Genomic DNA, 17107 nt, shown 5'->3' with positions numbered 1-17107 from the left:
CCTCCGTTCTACGGAGGCGTATGTGAGACGGAGCAATTCTACGTGGGAGATGCCAACCGTTCGGGGAGTTGTGTGTAGACGACTGCGTTGTTCGTGAGTGCATCGAGGGTCGTGTATTCGTCGACAGCGTGTACGGTGTCGGTGCCGAAGGCAAATTCGACCGTGGGGATACCCGCGTTTCTGAGTCGCTTCGCGTCCCCACCGCCCGTCGCGCTGCGACGGAAAACGCGGTCGCCAGACACGCGCTCTGCGGCTGTCGAGACAGCCTCGACGAGTGGACTCTCGATCGGCTCTGCGGTGCCGACGCTCCATGCAACGTCTGCGATCGTAATCCCCTCACAGTCCGCCACGCAGTCACGGATATCAGAGAGGACCTCCGATGTCTCGACGCCTGCAGTGAGTCGGATATCGATTGCTGCGGTGGCGGATTGGGGAACGCTGTTGATGGCGTCCCCGCCTTCGATGGTTCCGAGATTGATCGAGGGGGTGCGAAAGAGGTCACGGGCGGCCGCTTCGCCTATCGTCGGTGCGTAGTACGCAACCGATTCGTCCAAGATCGCCTCCATCGAGGCGTCGACGGTGAACTCACACGATCCGAAGCGGCGACGTAGTGTCTGTACCGCTTCGTAGAGCCTGTCGATGGCGTTCTCGCCCAGTATCGGTCGTGATCCGTGCGCTGCTTCGCCGCTGGCCGCAAGCGTCACCCAGATGCTTCCCCGGTCGGCAACTGTCACCGAATAACGACCGGTCTCGCAGGTCGGTTCGCCGATCACACAGGCATCGCCGTCGATTTTGTCGCGGTCGAGCACCGTTGGCAGTCCGGCGTCGCCGCCTACCTCTTCGTCGCTGACGAACGCGAAGGTGAGGTTCCACGGCGGTTCAGTCTCGGTGTTGCTGAACGCTCGGATCGTCTGGAGCATCGCCGCAATCTGTCCTTTCATATCGGTCGCTCCCCGCCCGTAGATGCGGTCGTCGACGCGCTGGCCGAGGGGATCGTGCGACCACACATCGGCGTCGAACGGCACGGTATCCAGATGGCCGACGTACAGGAGCCGCCGGTCACTCTCGCCGGGGATCCGAACGAGGAGGTTCGGCTTGGCGGGGTCAGCAACGACCCGCTCAGTCTCGACGGAAAGCGGAGCGAGCGCCTCGTCGATCAGGGACAGCGCTTCGCTGGTCTCTCCGGGTGGATTCGACGTATCGACCGAGAGGAGGTCGAGCGTGAGGTCTACCAACTCCTCGCGATGACTCTCGACGTACTCGTCGGGAGTTCGTGCGTCACTCGTCACGTCTCTTCCCCTCCAGCACTTTTGCCGCAGTGAGTACGGGATCCCACGTGGGGCTAAACGGCGGGGCGTACGCGAGGTCGGCGTTTTGCAGTTCCTGCGTGGTCAACTCCGCGTGCAGTGCGGTTGCGATGGTGTCGACTCGCTTGATACCCTCGCTACCGACGAGCGTCCCACCCAGAAGGCGGCCCGTTCCCCGGTCAGCGAGCAGCGTAACCGTGATTTCGGTGCCGCCAGGGTAGTAGTGTGCCCGCGTCGGAGCGGAAATCGTGACAGCGACAGGATCGAATTCAGCCTCCAGTGCGCGTGACTCGTCCACGAGACCAGTCCTGGCGGCACCGAACTCGAACGCCTTGACGATGGCCGTTCCAGCGGTCGCTCCGGTACGTGTCGGCGACCCTGCAACCGTCTGTCCCACCGCACGGCCAGCGCGATTCGCTGTCAACGCTAGCGGCACGTGATCCGGTTCACCAGTGACGACGTGTCGTGCTTCGGCGCAGTCCCCGGCGGCATAGATGTTCTCGTCGTTCGTTCGGCCGTACTCGTCGGTGGCGATTGCACCTGTCGGACCGAGTTCGAGGCCAGCGTTGGCGGCGATGTCGACGTTTGGCTCGACGCCGACGCCCACGATAGCGATGTCGGCGGGGTTGGACTCACCCTCGAAGTGAACGGACTCAACGTGTTCGTCGCCGGTGAATCCCGAAATTTCCGTTTCGAGATGAAGGGTGACGCCCTGCGCTTGCAGGTGTTCTTCGACGCGCTCGGCGACTGTTTCGCCGAACGGCTGGAGGACGTGCGGGAGCATCTCGTAGAGGTGAACGTCACAGTCGTGTGCAGCGAGTGCCTCGGCCATCTCGATGCCCACGTAGCCGCCGCCGATGATCGCCGCCGTCTGTGGTGAGTGGGCGTCGACGTACGTCTTGATCGCGGCCGCCTCGTCCATGTCGTGGATCGTGAACACCCCATCCAGATCCATGCCCTCGAATGGCGGTTCGATCGCCGATGCGCCAGTGGCGACGAGCAGGTGGTCGTAGGGCTGATCGAAGGTGAGACTCCCGTCAGCTACCGTGACACGCTGTGCGTCGGGATTGATCGCCACCACCTCGTGACCCGTACGCAAGTCGATATCGCGCTTCTCGCGGAAGTCCTCGGGCGAAACCGCAACCAGGTCCTCCAGGGAGCCGACGTCTCCCTTGACGTAGTATGGCATTCCGCAGGCGCCGTAGGAGACCCACTGCCCCTTCTCGAAGACGATCACGTCCATCTCCGGCCACTCTCGCTTCGCCTTGCTTGCAGCGCTCATTCCCGCCGCGTCACCGCCGATGATTACGAACGTGTCGCTCATACGTGATCGTTCGAGTGGTAACACCAAAAGTATTGCCTGGTGAATACAATACTGTAGGGCAGCGTTCTCTGCTCGTGCCAAGGTGAGGACGACGCTGCTCGTGTTGCATGGTTGGTGTTCAGACTGTAGTGCGTTCCTTGATGCGGACGTCGATCCCAGTTGCTGTCAGCGGCGTTGCTGTCGAAAGTGCTTTTCTTGGTGCACACAATATTGAACACGAATGACGCTCCCAATCGATCCGTCGCAGATCCACCCGGACGACATCGGAGAGGCCCAGACGACCCTCGAAATGAGTCACGAGGGGGCAATCGAACACGTTCGTGAAGTGTTCACCGACGCTGGCTTCGGCATCCCCGTCGAGTTCTCGCCCTCGGAGATGCTCAACGAGAAGATCGACGCAGACAGGGATCCGTACTACGTACTCGGTGCCTGTAATCCAGAAGTAGCAGAGCGCGCACTCGACGCGACGGACAACAAACTCGGCGCGCTGATGCCGTGCAACGTCGTCGTCTGGCAGGAAGCGCCGAACCGACAGCGCGTCTATCACGTCTCGATCATGCGCATCGCGCGTCTCGTCGGGATGGCACCCGACGACGAGGCGATGGCCGGTATCGTCGCGGAGACTGGTGCGCTCGTCGACGAGGCCTTCGAGAACCTCTAACATGGGACATCATACCTTCGACGCTGACCGGGCAGACGACTTGGAACGGCCGGATCGCTACAGATATCTCTCGGCCGAAGAACTGCTCTGGGCGCTCGACCTTGACGGCGCGGCGACCGTCGCCGACCTGGGAAGTGGAACCGGATTCTACACGGACGACGTGGCAACACACGCAGAGACGGTCTACGCCGTCGACATTCAGGAGGCGATGCACGAGTACTACCGAGCGAAGGGGCTCCCCGAGTCCGTCGAACTCGTCACGAGCGGGGTCGAGGAACTCCCCTTCGAGACCGACCAGCTCGACGCCGCGTTCTCGACGATGACCTATCACGAGTTTGCGAGCGACGAGGCTATCGCGGAGGTCAACCGCGTTCTCGCGCCGGGAAGCAGACTCGTTATTGCCGACTGGGCGGCGACAGGCGAGGGCGAGAGTGGACCGCCGCTGTCCGAGCGCTACACGGCCGAAGATGCAGTGGAGATGCTGCGCTCCCATGGGTTTTCGATCGGTCACGAGGCCGTCCGACCGGAGACATTCTTCCTAGTCGTCACCGTCTGACTGCTTCGATAGCAGACCACAGACACGAGTCAAGCGCCGAGATGCGCCTGATACTTTTTAGGATCGGTTCTAAGTACCAACTATGGAGTCTAGCACGGTTGACCGGTACGGGAAGACCTGTTGATCGAGCGTATCGCTACCGTTTTCGGATTCGATCGCCTCGCGAAAAAACTGTCTCAAGACATTCCCTCGTCAGATCTGCTCGTATTCACGGTGCTATTTCTCCAGATCGGTATTCTGGATACGTACAACTACGCTATCGCAGACAAGAACTCGAGAGTCACCGATCCCGGTCGCATCTTCATAGCGATTGGGGCGATTCTGGCCGTCGTCGGAGTTCGATGGATGCGAAACCAATATGCACACGCCGTGAGCGCACTGGAGATTCCGCAACGAGATAACGAACGAGCGACGGAACTCGAAGACAGTTTCATGACGATCGTGTCGTTCCGTACCAAACTCGCCGTGTATCTCGTTGCGGTCGTCTTCTATTATCTCAACTTCGTGTTCCTGTTGGGCTTCTCGGCTGCCGTCGAGTTCCTGTTGGGCTTCTCGACTGCCGTCGAAATCGAAGGGATACACCGGGTTCTGGTCTTGACATCCTCCCCGCGCTAAAGCGCGAGGATTCCTCCGTTAGGGGTTTGTCTACCGACCCACGGAGGCAACTTGCGGGTTCGTACGCACTTGTTTGGGACTTTCGTGAGGGTGTGTTTCTCTGACCAGTTGTGGTCGTCCCACTCGAACCGTGCTTGAAAACGCTGCGCGTTTTCAGCATCCCGGAAACCGTCGGTTTCCGAGGACACGGGCCGTGCCATCGGCCTGACTTCGCAATCGCTGTTTTCTCGAAGGAACGTCTCTGACGCTGTGCGGTCGGCGTGCCCCCGAACCCACACGGACACGTCAGTGTGTCCCCGTGACGAACCGCCTCCTCGTGATCGTGACGAATGTTGCAGAGGGTGTCAGATCCTTTCTGGACACGAGGCATATCTACCGCAATCGCCCCACAGTTTTTGACCCGGTTCGTGGTAAACATCCACATGGCCAATTCGAACACATCCGTGTCTCCGCTCGAGTTAGTGGGCAGGGGCGCTGAAACCCACGTAACCGAGGCGTTCAAACTGTTGAGCGACGAGAATCGATTGGCCATCCTGCTGGCACTGTGGGAGGTCTACGATCCCCGCGCCGAGAACAACGCAGTTTCGTTTTCACAACTGCTGGATCGTGTCGGCGTGCGCGACAGCGGCAATTTCAGCTATCACCTCGACAAGTTGGTCGGCCACTACGTTGCGGAGACCGACGATGGCTACCGCCTCCGAAACTCCGGACTCAAGATCGTCCGGGCAGTTATCGCGGGATCGGGTCTCGAAACGCGCCGCCTCCCGCCAACCGAGATCCCTCGATCCTGCTACCACTGTGGTGCTCCAGTGGCACTCAGTTACGAAGACGAACGACTCTACCAGATCTGTACGGAGTGCGAGGGGAATCTCGGCCCCGAGTCTTCCGAACAGGCACCCGAGGGAACGCTCATCGTGTACGACGATTTCGATCCCGCTGGCTTGTCCCACCGAACACCCGAGGAAGTCTTCGTGGCAGGAACTATCGCATATCTTCAAGGCGTCAAGTTACTCATCCGGGGTATCTGCCCGGAATGTTCAGGCCCGATCCAAGAGTCACTGGAAATCTGTGACGCTCACGACGCTCCGGCGGGGGAACTCTGTCCAAATTGTGGCACGTCGATGCGTGGTGGCTGGAACGAAGCCCGGGTCAGTTACGTATGCTCAGTCTGCAAGCACAGCGCGTCCTATCCGGCCTGGGTGGCTCTCTTCGACCATCCTGCAGTCGTCGCATTCTACCACGAGCATGGATTCGACATGACCTATGGTCTCGACGACCCCGAAGTCTGCGGCAGGTTGTTTGAGCGCCTCAAGAAAGAACAGACGCTCGTGTCCACCGATCCGGTTCGGATTCGCGTGACAGTCACGTGTGATGGCGCGGAACTTTACCTCACCCTCGACGGGAACCTCACTGTCGTCGATGTCGTCCGTGACGACGAGACCGACCGAGACTCTCCCGAGGAGACGAGAAAGCGAGTTGGCGGTGATGCCTCTCCAGACTGTTCATCTGCAGACAGACAGGAGAGCGATACGTCGGTCACTCTTCCAGACACAGAGGACTGCCTGCAGGCGCTCCGTGGCGCTCGCTGGCCAGATGGGGTCCAGTGCCCGAACTGTGGCAGTGTGGACGTGATCAAGAAAGGAACAACGAGCAAGGACGCGCAACGCTACAAATGCCACACTTGCAATCGTAAATTCAACGACCTGACCGGGACGCTGTTTGCTAGCCATCAGCTTGGCATTTCAGAGATGGCCTATATTATCCGGGAGAGAGACGCAACGGAGACGACACAGATAGCGCAACAACTCGGTCGGTCTTACAAAGCTGTCCTGACGTTCGTCCACGAAGTCCAGGATAACGAAGGGCCCGCCTCGTCCGTCGCGACGGCCGTAACGCAGCCGAATTTGGTCTGAGTGGGATTTCGTCCAAGTCCCGAGTACTACATATGACCTGATTGAACCTTCTGACCCCCTCTCCGATGATTGTCGGAACCACGCCGTGACCTAACGCGGCTGCGGCGGCGAGTGTCGGCGTCCGAGATGGATTAGGAAGACATGTTACTTACTTAAAGTCAATGCAGATTACACTTTTGGCCCGCCAGGTGGTATTAGTACTTAGTCGTGAGGGCACGCGTGCCGTTGCCGCTGCCCGCTACCCATTCCGTGAACGACTGGCGGTCCAGCAGACGCACAACAGACGAGACCCGACTACACGGTGAATACGCATGGCAGAAACCACACCAGACCAGGGAGAACACACACCCGAAGAAAGCGAACCGAACCCAGAACACATCATGCAGGTGGCGACGGGGGTTTGGGGGACGAAAGTGTTGGGTGCAGCAGTTGATCTCGAACTGTTCACCCTTCTCGGGGGCGGAGAACTCCGAGCCACCGAGATCGAACGGGAACTCGATCTGCATCCACGGGCGACCAGGGATTTTCTCGACACGCTCGTGTCGCTCGGGTTCCTCGAACGTGATGACGACGGCGACGGCCCCCGGTACCGGAACACACCGGAGACGGCCGCATTTCTGAACAAAGACGACCCACGCTACATCGGTGGCGCGATCGATATCTTCAACCAACAGATCTACGACGTGTGGAGCGGTCTCGAAGATAGCTTGCAGACGGGCGAACCACAGGGCGTCATCGACGAGACGGGCGACCCGTTGTGGGAGGAGATGTACGACGATCCAATAGAACTGGAGGCATTCGCCGAGGGGATGGCCGGTTTATCGAAGGGGAACTTCGTCGCGTTCGCCGAGCAGTTCGAGTTCTCGGAATACGACTCGATGACGGACGTGGGTGGTGCCCTCGCCGACCTCTCTCGGATCGTGGCCCGACGCGAATCCCACCTTTCGATCACCACGACGGACCTGCCGGAGGTAACTGAACTGGCCCGCGAGCGCATCCGAGCCGATGGTCTCGAGGACCGGATCGACGCTGTCAGTAGCGACTACAATACAGATCCCATCCCTGACGCGGACCTCGTGACAGCGAGTCTGATACTCCATCAGGAGAATCTGGAGACGAAGAGGACGCTCATGGAGAAATTCTACGACGCCGTCAACCCGGGCGGAACGTTCGTCGCTATCGACCACATCATCGACGACGAGCGCAAAGCGAACACCATGGGTCTGATGATGTCGCTGAACATGCTCGTGTACTACGGTGATGCCTTCGACTACACCGGACAACAGTTCGTGTCGTGGGCGGAAGAGGCGGGATTCGAGGATGTCCAGGTTCAGCATTTGAATGGGCCAACGAGCATGGGGATTGCACACAAGCGCTGAATCCTCTCTCTACAATCACCATCAGGCAAATTTCAACAAGCGATTGATTTTCTCCATTCCGATCAGTTTGGCTGTACGCGAACCCCATCGATTGAGTACCCGACGTTCGATTATCGAACGAAGGCATCCCACCCCGGTCGTTCGATCGATAATATCAACGCTGTCTTGCGATTATCCTGCCGAAAGTATATGGGCGCTCCAGGCTCCGGTTCGCTAGTCGAACGAATCGACCTTCGAAGCGTGAGGCGGCCGAAATCAACCGTCTCAAAATCGCCTATTCTGACACCTAATCGAGGGGTCTGCACTTTCGGTGCAATGGTGCAGTGCGCGTATGCAACACGCGTCCTGTCTAATTGGTCGTGTGTCACTCACTTGTTCGTAATACCATCCTAGCGTGAAAATGCTACCAGTTCACATGGGTGGGCGTCCTGTGTGAGCGTAGAGAGACACAGCACATGAGTCAATCACATACCGAAGCAGACGCCGTCCGAGACGCATCCGACAGGTTCTACAGTGCACTGGACGAGATGGCGAACGGCGATGCCAGTGCCATGGCGGATGTCTGGTCACACGAGGACGAAGTGACGACCATGCACCCCATCGGTGGACGGGAGGAGGGCTGGGACGCCGTCAAAGGATCCTGGGAGGGCGTCGCATCGATGAGTGAGGGTGGGGAGGTCACCCGCGCGGACCAGCTCATCCGCGTCACTGGCGACCTTGCATACGAACTCTGCACCGAGTCGGCGTCGATGACCATTGCGGGTGATCAGCTCTCCCTGGAGGGTCGGGCGACCAACGTCTACCGGAAGGAGAACGGCGAGTGGAAGGTCGTCCACCACCACGCCGATCTCCACGCCGAGTTCGCCGAGATGATCGAGAACATGGGTGCCTGAACGACCGACGAGAATGTAGCGATGGAGATACACACACATGACGTCCCTTGACCACGAGATCGAGATTGAAGCGCCTATCGAGTATGTTTTCAAATGGGGAACCACCCCCGAGAACTGGATGCGTTCGACCCCTGCCCTTATCAACGTCGAAGTCACCGATGAGACCGACGAGGGGACCCACTACCGGAACACGCTCAAGATACTCGGACGGACCACTACCAGCGACGAACTGTACACGGCCGACGAAGAGAACTACCGCACTACCTCGGTGTACGACGACGAGGACTTTAGCGGCGAACTGTTCTTCGACCACACTGAAACCGAGGCCGGCACGCACGTCCGCCTGCACGGCGACATCGAAACCGGCACCTCGCTGTTCGACCGGGCGCTTCGACCCGTTGTCACTCGCTACATGAACCGCCAGTACCGGAACTCGCTGATGACGATGAAGGAACTCATCGAGGTCGAGTACGCCGCCCAAGAGCCCGAACCCGTCGAATCCTGACTGCAGACCTCCGATATACCGCCAGTCTACCGTCTACAAATGAGGCCTTGTTGAAACCCTCACTCGGCGATTGGTTTCAGTGGTCGTGCTGCATACAGCGCGAGCACACATCAAAGAGAGTCAACGAAATCGCTCAGGATTTCATTGAATCGCTCAGGTTGCTCGATAGTGATACAATGACCGCTTTCTTCGAACAGTTCAAATCTGCTGTCCGGGACGAGTTCTGCTACCTGTTCGACGGATTCGACGCTCCGCCATTTCTCGTCCGCCCCTGCACGCACTAACATTGGGACATCCAGGTCAGGTAAGACGTCTGGTGGCTCACGCAAGACATCGGCGTAGATTGCGCTCTTGATCGGGGGTGGGGTACGCGATACCTCGTCGAACATCATGGTTTCGAGTTCCCGCGGAGGCGAATCTTTGAGCAGTAATTCGTTCTCGCGTTCAATGAGACTCAGATGATCAGTCTGGATATCCACGAAGGCATCGCTGAGTCCCTCCAGCCCTATTCGTCCGAATTCGTAGTCCTCCTGCTGGAACGGAGATTGCTCACTGTCCACATTTACCAGTGCTTGTATCCGTTCCGTTCCGAACAGATCGACATACTCCCATGTGACAGCCGCGCCCATTGACCACCCGATCAAGACGACATCGTCCAAATTACGCTGGCTGAGAAATTCGTTTACATCCTGGGCATACTGACGGACAGTGTGGCCGTGCTCTGTCTTCTCCGACCGGCCGTGGCCTCTGAAATCAAGAGCCACTGTCCGATATTCGTCTGAAAGAGCCGTCAACTGTGGCTCGAAGAATCTGAGTCCCATCCACGCCCCGTGGAGAAACACGAGCTGTTGTCCCTCTCCGTACTCCTCATAATAGAGGGTGGCTCCATTGCATTCGATAACTGCCATAGCCTCTTATTTCGGCTCGTATATGGATAATTGTTCGTGGTGAAGATTGCCTCTGTATCGGTCACACCGCTACTGACAGACATCGAGTAACTGGCGAAGGCGCTGCTGCATACAGGACGCATTTTCAGCACACGCCTATTCTCATCCGTCGAAGTTCACTCGAATACTCCTAACATGACTCTGTTGTGAATATGTTACCAATTCACATAACAGCGCCCCGTAGACAGGTCATGGCAAACGTATCGACACTAGACACAGACGAGGAACTAGAAATTCACCGAGCCGTTTCGGGTGACGGCGCTGAACTCGCCGGGCACGTACTTGGAAAGGGGCCACCCTCGGTGTTCGCCACGGGAGCAGAGGTGAACAACACATGAGAATCCCCTGGAACATAGAATCCCATCTCAGGGACGAGCAAGTGGCCACGGAAGTGGCTGATGACGTCTACCAGCTCTGCTCGACCATGACCAATATGTATCTTATCGAGGACGATGATGGACTGACATTGGTCGATGCAGGATTGCCTGCTCAAATGGAACTGTTGGAGTCCGGGCTTGACCGAATTGGTGCCGAGGTAGCCGATATTAAGGCGGTGATTCTAACGCACGTTGATCCAGATCATATGGGCCTGGCTGAACCGCTTCGGAAGGAGGGAATACCCGTTTGGGTCCCTGAAGAGGGATATGAAACAGCGTTGGAAGGCGGACACAATCCACAGCTTGGATCCTTTCTCCTCTTGTGGCGACCCGCGTTTGCGCGATTCATCCGCGCACTGATGAAGGCTGGATTGATGAACGTTGAACCGATTGCTGAGGCTCACACGTTCACGGACGGTCAGGTATTGCCCGTCCCCGGCCAGCCTAAGGTGATTCAAACACCTGGCCATCGGAAAGAGCACTGCTCATTCTGGATGGAAGAGTCTCGAATCCTTTTCGGTAGCGACGCGTTGCTAACGATGGACATAATGAGTGGGAAGGCCGTGGATCCTGAGCCCGTGCGAGGAGGGAACCTGATGAATTATAATAAAGAGCAACAGATGGAGTCCGCACGAAAATTGGCCACTCTCGGCCAAGTAACCTTGCTCCCTGGGCATGTTGATCCATGGGAGGGAGATCTCGGGGAGCTGTATCCTCCCGCAGAGAGCGAGCCAAGCGCATCTCCCGGTCCTTCCGTGAGAGACGAAGGGTCCGTCGCTTCGTCGGAACCGAAGACCGAACAGGCGAAAGTCGAGCAATAAGTCCGGCAGTCATCCTTCTGACGTCGCCTATGGAGTTTTCATCCATGTTCTCTCCAAGGGGTGAGCCATTTCCGATCCGTACAGGTCTGGTTTGCTGCATACACCCTTCTGTATCCAATACCGACCTTATACCATATTGGCTCTGTTGAAATCCTTAGGGAGTTACAGGTACGTCCAGTAGTCTGACCGGATGGAAGCCCTCCCGAAATCGCGGTTGCTCCGGTTCGTTTCGTGGCGACGTACCGATATTGGTGGTTACAGGATGCACTTCATCTCTACCTTAGAACACAGTCCCGACAATTGTTGGGGACACGAAGACAAACAGGAAATGGCAGTGGAGTTGATTTCCAGTTTAGACCAGCGAGCTGAGGAGCATGGCGTTGAAATCCACGGAGCGTACGGCACGCCGAGCGAACACAGATTTTACTTCATTATGGAAGCCGACAGTTTCGAGGCAGTTACTGGATTCCTTGGTCCGCCGATTCTCGAAGACCATGAGGGACACATCGTGCCCGTCCTCACGTTACAGGAATCCATCGATGTGGTCAGAGATGACTGACCTGGTGGCCCCTAAACGACGAAAGACGACGGTGAAGGAGGAATCCTGTTAGGAGAGGGCGGAGGGATACAGGGCGAGTGCTGAATATGCACTATCTATGCAGCAGTACTTCTGAGACCTACTAGAACGGCCCTATTGAAAATTAATTTGATATCAGCGCTCAATCGCCCGACTTCGAGCGTCGAAACACGGCCGAGGGCGCGTATGCAGCACGCTTCTCGTCCGGGTGGCTGTGAGTCACTCAGTTGTTCGTAACATTATCGCAACGTGAAATTGTTACTAGTTCACATGGGTGGCCGTCCGATATGAGCATGGAGTTGTCCCTACATGGCATCCTTCGACCACGAAATCGAGATCGAAGCGCCCATCGAGTACGTCTTCGAGTGGCGGACGTCCCCCGAGAACTGGCTGCGGTCGACGCCCGGCCTCATCGACTACGAAGTTATTGAAGAAACGGACGATGGCACCATGCACCGCCTGACATTCAAAATGCTCGGCAAGACGATTACCAGCGACGAACTGTTCACAGTTCACGCCGAGAACTACCGCACGGTGTCGGTAATCGACGACGAGACCATGACCGCCGAGATGGTCTTCGACTACACAGAAACCGACAGCGGCACGAACCTCCACGTCCACGGTGACTTCGAAACAGGCGGGTCGTTGTTTCAGCGCGCCCTCCAGCCCGTCTTCAAACGCTACATGAAGCGCCAGATTCGTAACACCATGACGACGATGAAGGACGTTATTGAGGCAGAGTACGCCCTCGAAGAGCACGAACCCGTCGAAGCCTAACTACGAGCGTATCCGCTGCCTTCGTTTGCTTTTCCGCTTTGTTACGCCGCTCCCCGAGGACTGACGCGGTTCGCCTGAGGTTTCGACAAGCCCGTTAGATTCAGAGACGGCTCATCAAACCGTATCGAGGGACATCCATGCCCGTCGGTCTGGCAGTGGAATCCAATTGAACTGCCGTGGTCCTTGATCGAGTTCGCGTCCGGGCCAGCCTTATCCGCTCACCGGTAGTACGGTTTCTAATGACAGTGGATGGCTATCCCCGAGAACACCCGGGTGAGCAGGTACTTACAGCGCTCACAGCGGATGATATTGACACGTTTCGGGCCGCAGTTCGTGGGGATATCGTCTTTCCCGACGACGAATCGTATGACGATGCCCGCCGGGTTTGGAACGGCCTGATCAATAGGTATCCGGCGCTCGTCGTTCGATGTTCAGGTGTTGCCGACATCATCGAAGCGGTCGCCTTTGCTCGGCGGCACGAGGTGCCGGTGGCCGTCCGCGGTGGTGGTCACAGCGTTGCCGGTCACTCAACATGCGATGGTGGAATCGTTATTGACCTCTCTCCAATGGACGGAGTGCGGGTTAACCCGAAGGAGCGGACCGTGCGTGTTCAGGGAGGGGCGACAGTTGGAGATCTCGATCATGAGACGCAGGTTTTCGGACTAGCCGTCCCTGGGGGTGGCGCGTCGGATACGGGCATTGCCGGGTTGACGCTCGGCGGCGGTCTCGGTCACCTCAGCCGCAAGTATGGCCTGACCTGCGACAACCTCCAGTCGGTTAATGTCGTCACTGCGGATGGAGAGGTCGTGACAGCCAGCCAGAACCAGAATGAAGACTTGTTCTGGGCCCTCCGTGGTGGCGGCGGCAACTTCGGCGTCGTCACGTCGTTCGAGTTTCGGTGCCACGAAGTCGGCCCCGACATAGCAACCTGTTTCATCGGCTACTCCCACGAAGAAGCCACCGAGGTACTCAGGTACTTCCGGTCGTATGCAGCCGATGCCCCTGAGGAGGTGACCCTGACAGCCGCATACGCACGCGTCCCCGAACTTCCCGAGTTCCCGGAAGCGGTGTGGGGCGATCCTGGTCTTGCTATCTTCGGAGCCTTTGCCGGCGAGCCAGCGGCCGGTGAGCAGGAGTTCCAGAAGTTTCGAGACGTTGCAGAGCCGCTCGTCGATCTGAGCGGGACGATGCCCTACACCGACTTCCAGTCCAGGGACGACGCGTTCAATCCACCTGGCCGCCATAACTACTGGAATTCGCTCTATCTCAACGAGCTGAGCGATGGAGCTATCGATCAGATCGTAGCCGCCGGCGAACGAGCCCCGTCGGTCTATTCGAACGTGGGCGTTATGCAACTCGGTGGTCGGATTAGCCAGGTAGATCCGGGGCAGACGGCGTTTGTCCATCGTGACGCACCGTTTCTGTTCACCGTGGATGCGATTTGGGATGACCCCGTGGAGACGGAGGAGAACATCGCGTGGGCACAGGAGAGTATCGAGGACATGCGGGAATTCACCTCTCGCGGTCCCTACGTGAACCTATCAGGGGTGCACGAAGAGGGCGAAGAACTCCTCCGGTCGATCTACGGCACCAACTATCAGCGGCTGACGGAGGTGAAAGCGGAGTATGATCCGACAAATCTCTTCGACCACACCAGGAATATCGAACCTGCATCGTAAATCGAGGTTGTTACTGAGCGGGAGGATACATACGAAGGAGCTTGTCGAAGCCGAGGTGAGTGCTGAGACGGCGACCTGAATGCAGGAACCAGAGTACTTTGGATGCTCTCGGGAACCGTTCCTGATTATACTTAGTCAATCGTATGTAACCCATAACTAATGATACGCTACATGAGTCGGGCAGAATATGCGTCCTGATTCGGTATGCGACCTGGTCCCTTTGGAGATGATTAACTCAGTTATTCCTAACTGTGCTTATCCGTAAAAATGTTAACACTTCACGCCTCTCCGTGAACTAGATCAGATAGATGATTCAGAGATGTCATTAGAAACACCCACACCAAATGACGAAGCGGTTACCGAATTTTCTGAGTCCCTTCGAGGAGTTCTTCTCCGTCCGGATAACGAAGGGTACGACGAGGCACGAACGGTCTGGAACGCAACGATAGACAGACATCCTTCCCTCGTCGTCCAGTGTGCTGGCACCGCAGACGTCATCAGCGCGGTGACGTTCCCCAGAGAGCACGAGTATCCAATTTCGGTGAAGGGCGGCGGCCACAACATCGCAGGTAGAGCCGTCGATGACGATGCCCTCTTGATTGACCTCTCGTCGATGAAATCGGTTCGCGTCGATCCAGACGCAAAGACGGTCCGCGTCGAACCGGGAGTCGTGCTCAACGAACTGGACCACGAGACGCAGGCTTTCGGCCTCGCCACACCCGTCGGCTACAACTCAACGACGGGGGTTGCAGGCTTGACGCTCGGCGGCGGGTGGGGCTGGCTCTCTCGGAAACACGGATTGACCGTTGACAACCTCCTGTCGGCCGATGTCGTCACTGCTGAAGGCGAACTCGTCCATGCGAGCGAATCGGAAAACGAGGACCTCTTCTGGGGGCTCCGGGGTGGGGGCGGGAATTTCGGTATCGTTACCTCATTTGAGTTCCAATTACACGAGGTCGGCCCGACCGTATTGTCCGGCCCAATTGTGCATCCGTTCGAGGACGCCAAAGCGGTCCTTTCGGGGTACCGTGAGTTCGCCTCCGAGGCACCCAACGATGCGACGGTTTGGTGTGTTATCCGGCATGCACCCCCACTACCGTTTATTCCAGAGGAGTGGCATGGCCGGAAAGTCGTCATCCTCGCCACGTTCTACGCCGGCGATATGTCGGAGGGAGAAAAAGTACTGCAGCCGGTCCGTGACGTGGGTGATCCTATCGCGGACGCGGTCGGCCCGCACCCGTACACCGGCTGGCAACAGGCATTTGACGGACTGGCTCCGGCTGGAAACCGAAACTACTGGAAGTCCCACAACTTCGATGAAATGACCGATGAGATGATCGAGACGTTCGTCGAGTATGGCGAAACTATCCCGACTCCGGAGACGGAAATCGCCATCCCACATCTCGGTGGTGCGATGAACGAGAAGCCGGTCGATTCGACGGCCTATCCCCACCGCAACTTTGAGTTCACGATGGTCCTTCACACCCAGTGGACGGCCCCTGAGCAGGACGAGGAATGCATCGAATGGACACGCGACATGCACGAGGCGATGGCCCCCCATGCGACCGGCGGTGTCTACGCCAACTTCGTTCCTGAGGAGATCGGCGACCAGCAGGCCGCCTACGGCGAGAACTACGACCGGTTGGTAGAGGTGAAAAACGAGTGGGATCCGGAGAATCTGTTCCGGCTCAACCACAACGTCGAACCGACGAAATAAGATATCATCTTCAATAATTCAATCGGCGATTGATTTTCAGAATTCCCACCAGTTTGGATGTACGCGAACCCCGGTGGAAATCACCCGTCGTCCGACTATCGAACGAAAGCAACTGCGCTCAATTCGATAGGAGGTATAGACCACCGCTGTCGGGCTATTACAACCCTCGAAAAGATGGGCGCTGCAGGATTTGAACCCGCGACCTCTTGGTCCGAAGCCAAGTACTCTGTCCAAGCTGAGCTAAGCGCCCTGTAGAAGAAACGATCCGACGTCGGAATAAAAACCCCCCGATCTGAGTCGGTCAAATATCTCGATCCACGGAAAACAATATATGCTTTCCCCCGACAGTCAACACACAGCCGGGGGGTGACCCCGCTGCACAGGTAGATCCTCATGTACGATCTTGGAACAGCGTTCGAAAACGCCACACTCGCTCCCGGACAGAACGTTCTGGTTGCGGGGCCACCCCTTATTGGAAAGCGCCGTCGCACACTGGAAGCGCTCGCAGCAGGTGCAGACCGAGGTGACGGGTCGATCATCGTCACCAGTCGTGACGACGCCGACCGGGTGCTCGCGGATATCCGCTCGCTGGTGTCCAATCCGGACGACGCACGGCTTGGCATCGTCGATTGCGTGACTCATCAGCAGGGTCGAGCGGATGAGGACAGTCAGATGGTGAAGTACGCGTCGTCGCCGGTCGATATGAGCGGGATCGGGATCAAGGTGTCTGCATTTCTCGAGGAATTTTCGGTCGAAGCGGGAATCGAGCAGAATCGCATGGCGCTCGACTCACTGACGCCACTACTCGTGCATTCGGGTCTGCAGACGGTCTTTCGTTTCATGCACGTCCTGACTCGACGTATCGAGGCCGCCGACGCGGTCGGGCTGCACATCATCGAGTCGACGGCACACGACCCGAAGACAGTCAACACACTGAAGCAACTGTTCGACGGCGTCATCGAAGTGGACCCCGACCGTTCGGCGTCGGTGCAACTGTCCGACGGAATCCAGACGACTGGCTAGTGGCAGCGGCGACTGGGTGGTGGCAGTTCAGGACGT

16 protein-coding genes, 1 tRNA gene and 1 pseudogene are annotated in these 17107 nt (G+C 57.8%); 13 read left to right on the top strand and 5 right to left on the bottom strand.

What is annotated here, in order from left to right; all coding sequences use genetic code 11:
* Positions 1–38: 38 nt before the first annotated feature.
* The gene (locus ACMGFL_RS06835; protein WP_436934787.1) at positions 39–1289 is read right to left on the bottom strand and encodes a M20 family metallopeptidase; all 1251 of its coding nucleotides are present in this window, start codon (positions 1287–1289) and stop codon (positions 39–41) included.
* Positions 1279–2631 carry an FAD-dependent oxidoreductase gene (locus tag ACMGFL_RS06830; protein ID WP_436934786.1) on the bottom strand — a complete coding sequence of 451 codons (1353 nt, stop codon included), beginning with the start codon at positions 2629–2631 and terminating at the stop codon, positions 1279–1281. Before ACMGFL_RS06830 ends, ACMGFL_RS06835 begins: the two co-directional genes overlap by 11 nt.
* Before the next feature lie 220 nt (positions 2632–2851).
* Between ACMGFL_RS06830 and ACMGFL_RS06825 the strand changes: the two genes are divergently transcribed.
* From ACMGFL_RS06825 to ACMGFL_RS06815, 3 genes are all read left to right on the top strand, one after another.
* Entirely contained in the window at positions 2852–3292 is a 441-nt protein-coding gene (locus tag ACMGFL_RS06825) for a DUF302 domain-containing protein (protein ID WP_436934785.1), read from the top strand.
* Position 3293: 1 nt separating this feature from the next.
* Complete coding sequence (locus ACMGFL_RS06820; RefSeq protein ID WP_436934784.1) at positions 3294–3848, top strand: class I SAM-dependent methyltransferase; 555 nt, start codon at positions 3294–3296, stop codon at positions 3846–3848.
* Between the two features lie 345 nt (positions 3849–4193).
* Positions 4194–4463: a hypothetical protein gene (locus ACMGFL_RS06815; RefSeq protein WP_436934783.1), complete on the top strand. Its 270-nt coding sequence runs from the start codon at positions 4194–4196 to the stop codon at positions 4461–4463.
* 30 nt (positions 4464–4493) lie between these two features.
* Here the strand turns inward: ACMGFL_RS06815 and ACMGFL_RS06810 are convergent.
* Positions 4494–4785, bottom strand: a pseudogene (locus ACMGFL_RS06810) (hypothetical protein); the annotation flags it as partial.
* Between the two features lie 100 nt (positions 4786–4885).
* Here ACMGFL_RS06810 and ACMGFL_RS06805 point away from each other — a divergent pair.
* The 4 genes from ACMGFL_RS06805 (at position 4886) to ACMGFL_RS06790 (ending at position 9153) form a co-directional block, all read left to right on the top strand.
* On the top strand, positions 4886–6376 hold the full coding sequence (locus ACMGFL_RS06805; RefSeq protein ID WP_436934782.1) for a DUF7351 domain-containing protein: 1491 nt from the start codon (positions 4886–4888) through the stop codon (positions 6374–6376).
* Between the two features lie 311 nt (positions 6377–6687).
* On the top strand, positions 6688–7755 hold the full coding sequence (locus ACMGFL_RS06800; protein WP_436934781.1) for a methyltransferase: 1068 nt from the start codon (positions 6688–6690) through the stop codon (positions 7753–7755).
* 455 nt (positions 7756–8210) lie between these two features.
* Positions 8211–8648: a YybH family protein gene (locus ACMGFL_RS06795; protein ID WP_436934780.1), complete on the top strand. Its 438-nt coding sequence runs from the start codon at positions 8211–8213 to the stop codon at positions 8646–8648.
* 37 nt (positions 8649–8685) lie between these two features.
* Entirely contained in the window at positions 8686–9153 is a 468-nt protein-coding gene (locus ACMGFL_RS06790; protein WP_436934779.1) for an SRPBCC family protein, read from the top strand.
* A 110-nt stretch (positions 9154–9263) separates the two neighbouring features.
* On the opposite strand, the gene ACMGFL_RS06785 is transcribed toward ACMGFL_RS06790, so the two are convergent.
* On the bottom strand, positions 9264–10061 hold the full coding sequence (locus ACMGFL_RS06785) for an alpha/beta fold hydrolase (protein WP_436934778.1): 798 nt from the start codon (positions 10059–10061) through the stop codon (positions 9264–9266).
* A gap of 373 nt (positions 10062–10434) precedes the next feature.
* Between ACMGFL_RS06785 and ACMGFL_RS06780 the strand changes: the two genes are divergently transcribed.
* The 5 genes from ACMGFL_RS06780 (at position 10435) to ACMGFL_RS06760 (ending at position 16048) form a co-directional block, all read left to right on the top strand.
* The gene (locus tag ACMGFL_RS06780; RefSeq protein WP_436934777.1) at positions 10435–11298 is read left to right on the top strand and encodes an MBL fold metallo-hydrolase; all 864 of its coding nucleotides are present in this window, start codon (positions 10435–10437) and stop codon (positions 11296–11298) included.
* Positions 11299–11626: 328 nt separating this feature from the next.
* Complete coding sequence (locus ACMGFL_RS15925; RefSeq protein WP_495849328.1) at positions 11627–11857, top strand: DUF3303 domain-containing protein; 231 nt, start codon at positions 11627–11629, stop codon at positions 11855–11857.
* Positions 11858–12184: 327 nt separating this feature from the next.
* Positions 12185–12652, top strand: coding sequence for an SRPBCC family protein (locus ACMGFL_RS06770; RefSeq protein WP_436934775.1), 468 nt, complete (start codon positions 12185–12187; stop codon positions 12650–12652).
* 239 nt (positions 12653–12891) lie between these two features.
* Positions 12892–14331 (top strand): FAD-binding oxidoreductase, encoded by a 1440-nt coding sequence (locus tag ACMGFL_RS06765; protein ID WP_436934774.1) that lies wholly within the window; start codon positions 12892–12894, stop codon positions 14329–14331.
* Positions 14332–14650: 319 nt separating this feature from the next.
* Entirely contained in the window at positions 14651–16048 is a 1398-nt protein-coding gene (locus tag ACMGFL_RS06760; RefSeq protein ID WP_436934773.1) for an FAD-binding oxidoreductase, read from the top strand.
* 175 nt (positions 16049–16223) lie between these two features.
* On the opposite strand, the gene ACMGFL_RS06755 is transcribed toward ACMGFL_RS06760, so the two are convergent.
* A tRNA-Arg gene (locus ACMGFL_RS06755) sits at positions 16224–16298 on the bottom strand.
* Positions 16299–16441: 143 nt separating this feature from the next.
* On the opposite strand from ACMGFL_RS06755, the gene ACMGFL_RS06750 reads away from it, so the two are divergent.
* Positions 16442–17071 carry an RAD55 family ATPase gene (locus tag ACMGFL_RS06750; RefSeq protein WP_436934772.1) on the top strand — a complete coding sequence of 210 codons (630 nt, stop codon included), beginning with the start codon at positions 16442–16444 and terminating at the stop codon, positions 17069–17071.
* Positions 17072–17107: the final 36 nt, after the last annotated feature.

Origin of the sequence: Halovenus marina (assembly GCF_051414115.1) — an archaeon.
Classification (GTDB): Archaea; Halobacteriota; Halobacteria; order Halobacteriales; family Haloarculaceae; genus Halovenus; species Halovenus marina.
Note: the sequence above shows the minus strand (reverse complement) of the source record. Positions and strands in the feature narration are given on the sequence as shown.

Excerpts from the sequence above, each read along its gene's own strand:
- ACMGFL_RS06770 (WP_436934775.1), top strand. The coding sequence starts at position 12,185 with ATGGCATCCTTCGACCACGAAATCGAGATCGAAGCGCCCATCGAGTAC.
- ACMGFL_RS06805 (WP_436934782.1), top strand. The coding sequence starts at position 4,886 with ATGGCCAATTCGAACACATCCGTGTCTCCGCTCGAGTTAGTGGGCAGG.
- ACMGFL_RS06765 (WP_436934774.1), top strand. The coding sequence starts at position 12,892 with ATGACAGTGGATGGCTATCCCCGAGAACACCCGGGTGAGCAGGTACTT.
- ACMGFL_RS06760 (WP_436934773.1), top strand. The coding sequence starts at position 14,651 with ATGTCATTAGAAACACCCACACCAAATGACGAAGCGGTTACCGAATTT.
- ACMGFL_RS06780 (WP_436934777.1), top strand. The coding sequence starts at position 10,435 with ATGAGAATCCCCTGGAACATAGAATCCCATCTCAGGGACGAGCAAGTG.
- ACMGFL_RS06820 (WP_436934784.1), top strand. The coding sequence starts at position 3,294 with ATGGGACATCATACCTTCGACGCTGACCGGGCAGACGACTTGGAACGG.
- ACMGFL_RS06815 (WP_436934783.1), top strand. The coding sequence starts at position 4,194 with ATGCGAAACCAATATGCACACGCCGTGAGCGCACTGGAGATTCCGCAA.
- ACMGFL_RS06790 (WP_436934779.1), top strand. The coding sequence starts at position 8,686 with ATGACGTCCCTTGACCACGAGATCGAGATTGAAGCGCCTATCGAGTAT.
- ACMGFL_RS06800 (WP_436934781.1), top strand. The coding sequence starts at position 6,688 with ATGGCAGAAACCACACCAGACCAGGGAGAACACACACCCGAAGAAAGC.
- ACMGFL_RS06795 (WP_436934780.1), top strand. The coding sequence starts at position 8,211 with ATGAGTCAATCACATACCGAAGCAGACGCCGTCCGAGACGCATCCGAC.
- ACMGFL_RS06825 (WP_436934785.1), top strand. The coding sequence starts at position 2,852 with ATGACGCTCCCAATCGATCCGTCGCAGATCCACCCGGACGACATCGGA.
- ACMGFL_RS06750 (WP_436934772.1), top strand. The coding sequence starts at position 16,442 with ATGTACGATCTTGGAACAGCGTTCGAAAACGCCACACTCGCTCCCGGA.
- ACMGFL_RS06785 (WP_436934778.1), bottom strand. The coding sequence starts at position 10,061 with ATGGCAGTTATCGAATGCAATGGAGCCACCCTCTATTATGAGGAGTAC.
- ACMGFL_RS06830 (WP_436934786.1), bottom strand. The coding sequence starts at position 2,631 with ATGAGCGACACGTTCGTAATCATCGGCGGTGACGCGGCGGGAATGAGC.
- ACMGFL_RS15925 (WP_495849328.1), top strand. The coding sequence starts at position 11,627 with ATGGCAGTGGAGTTGATTTCCAGTTTAGACCAGCGAGCTGAGGAGCAT.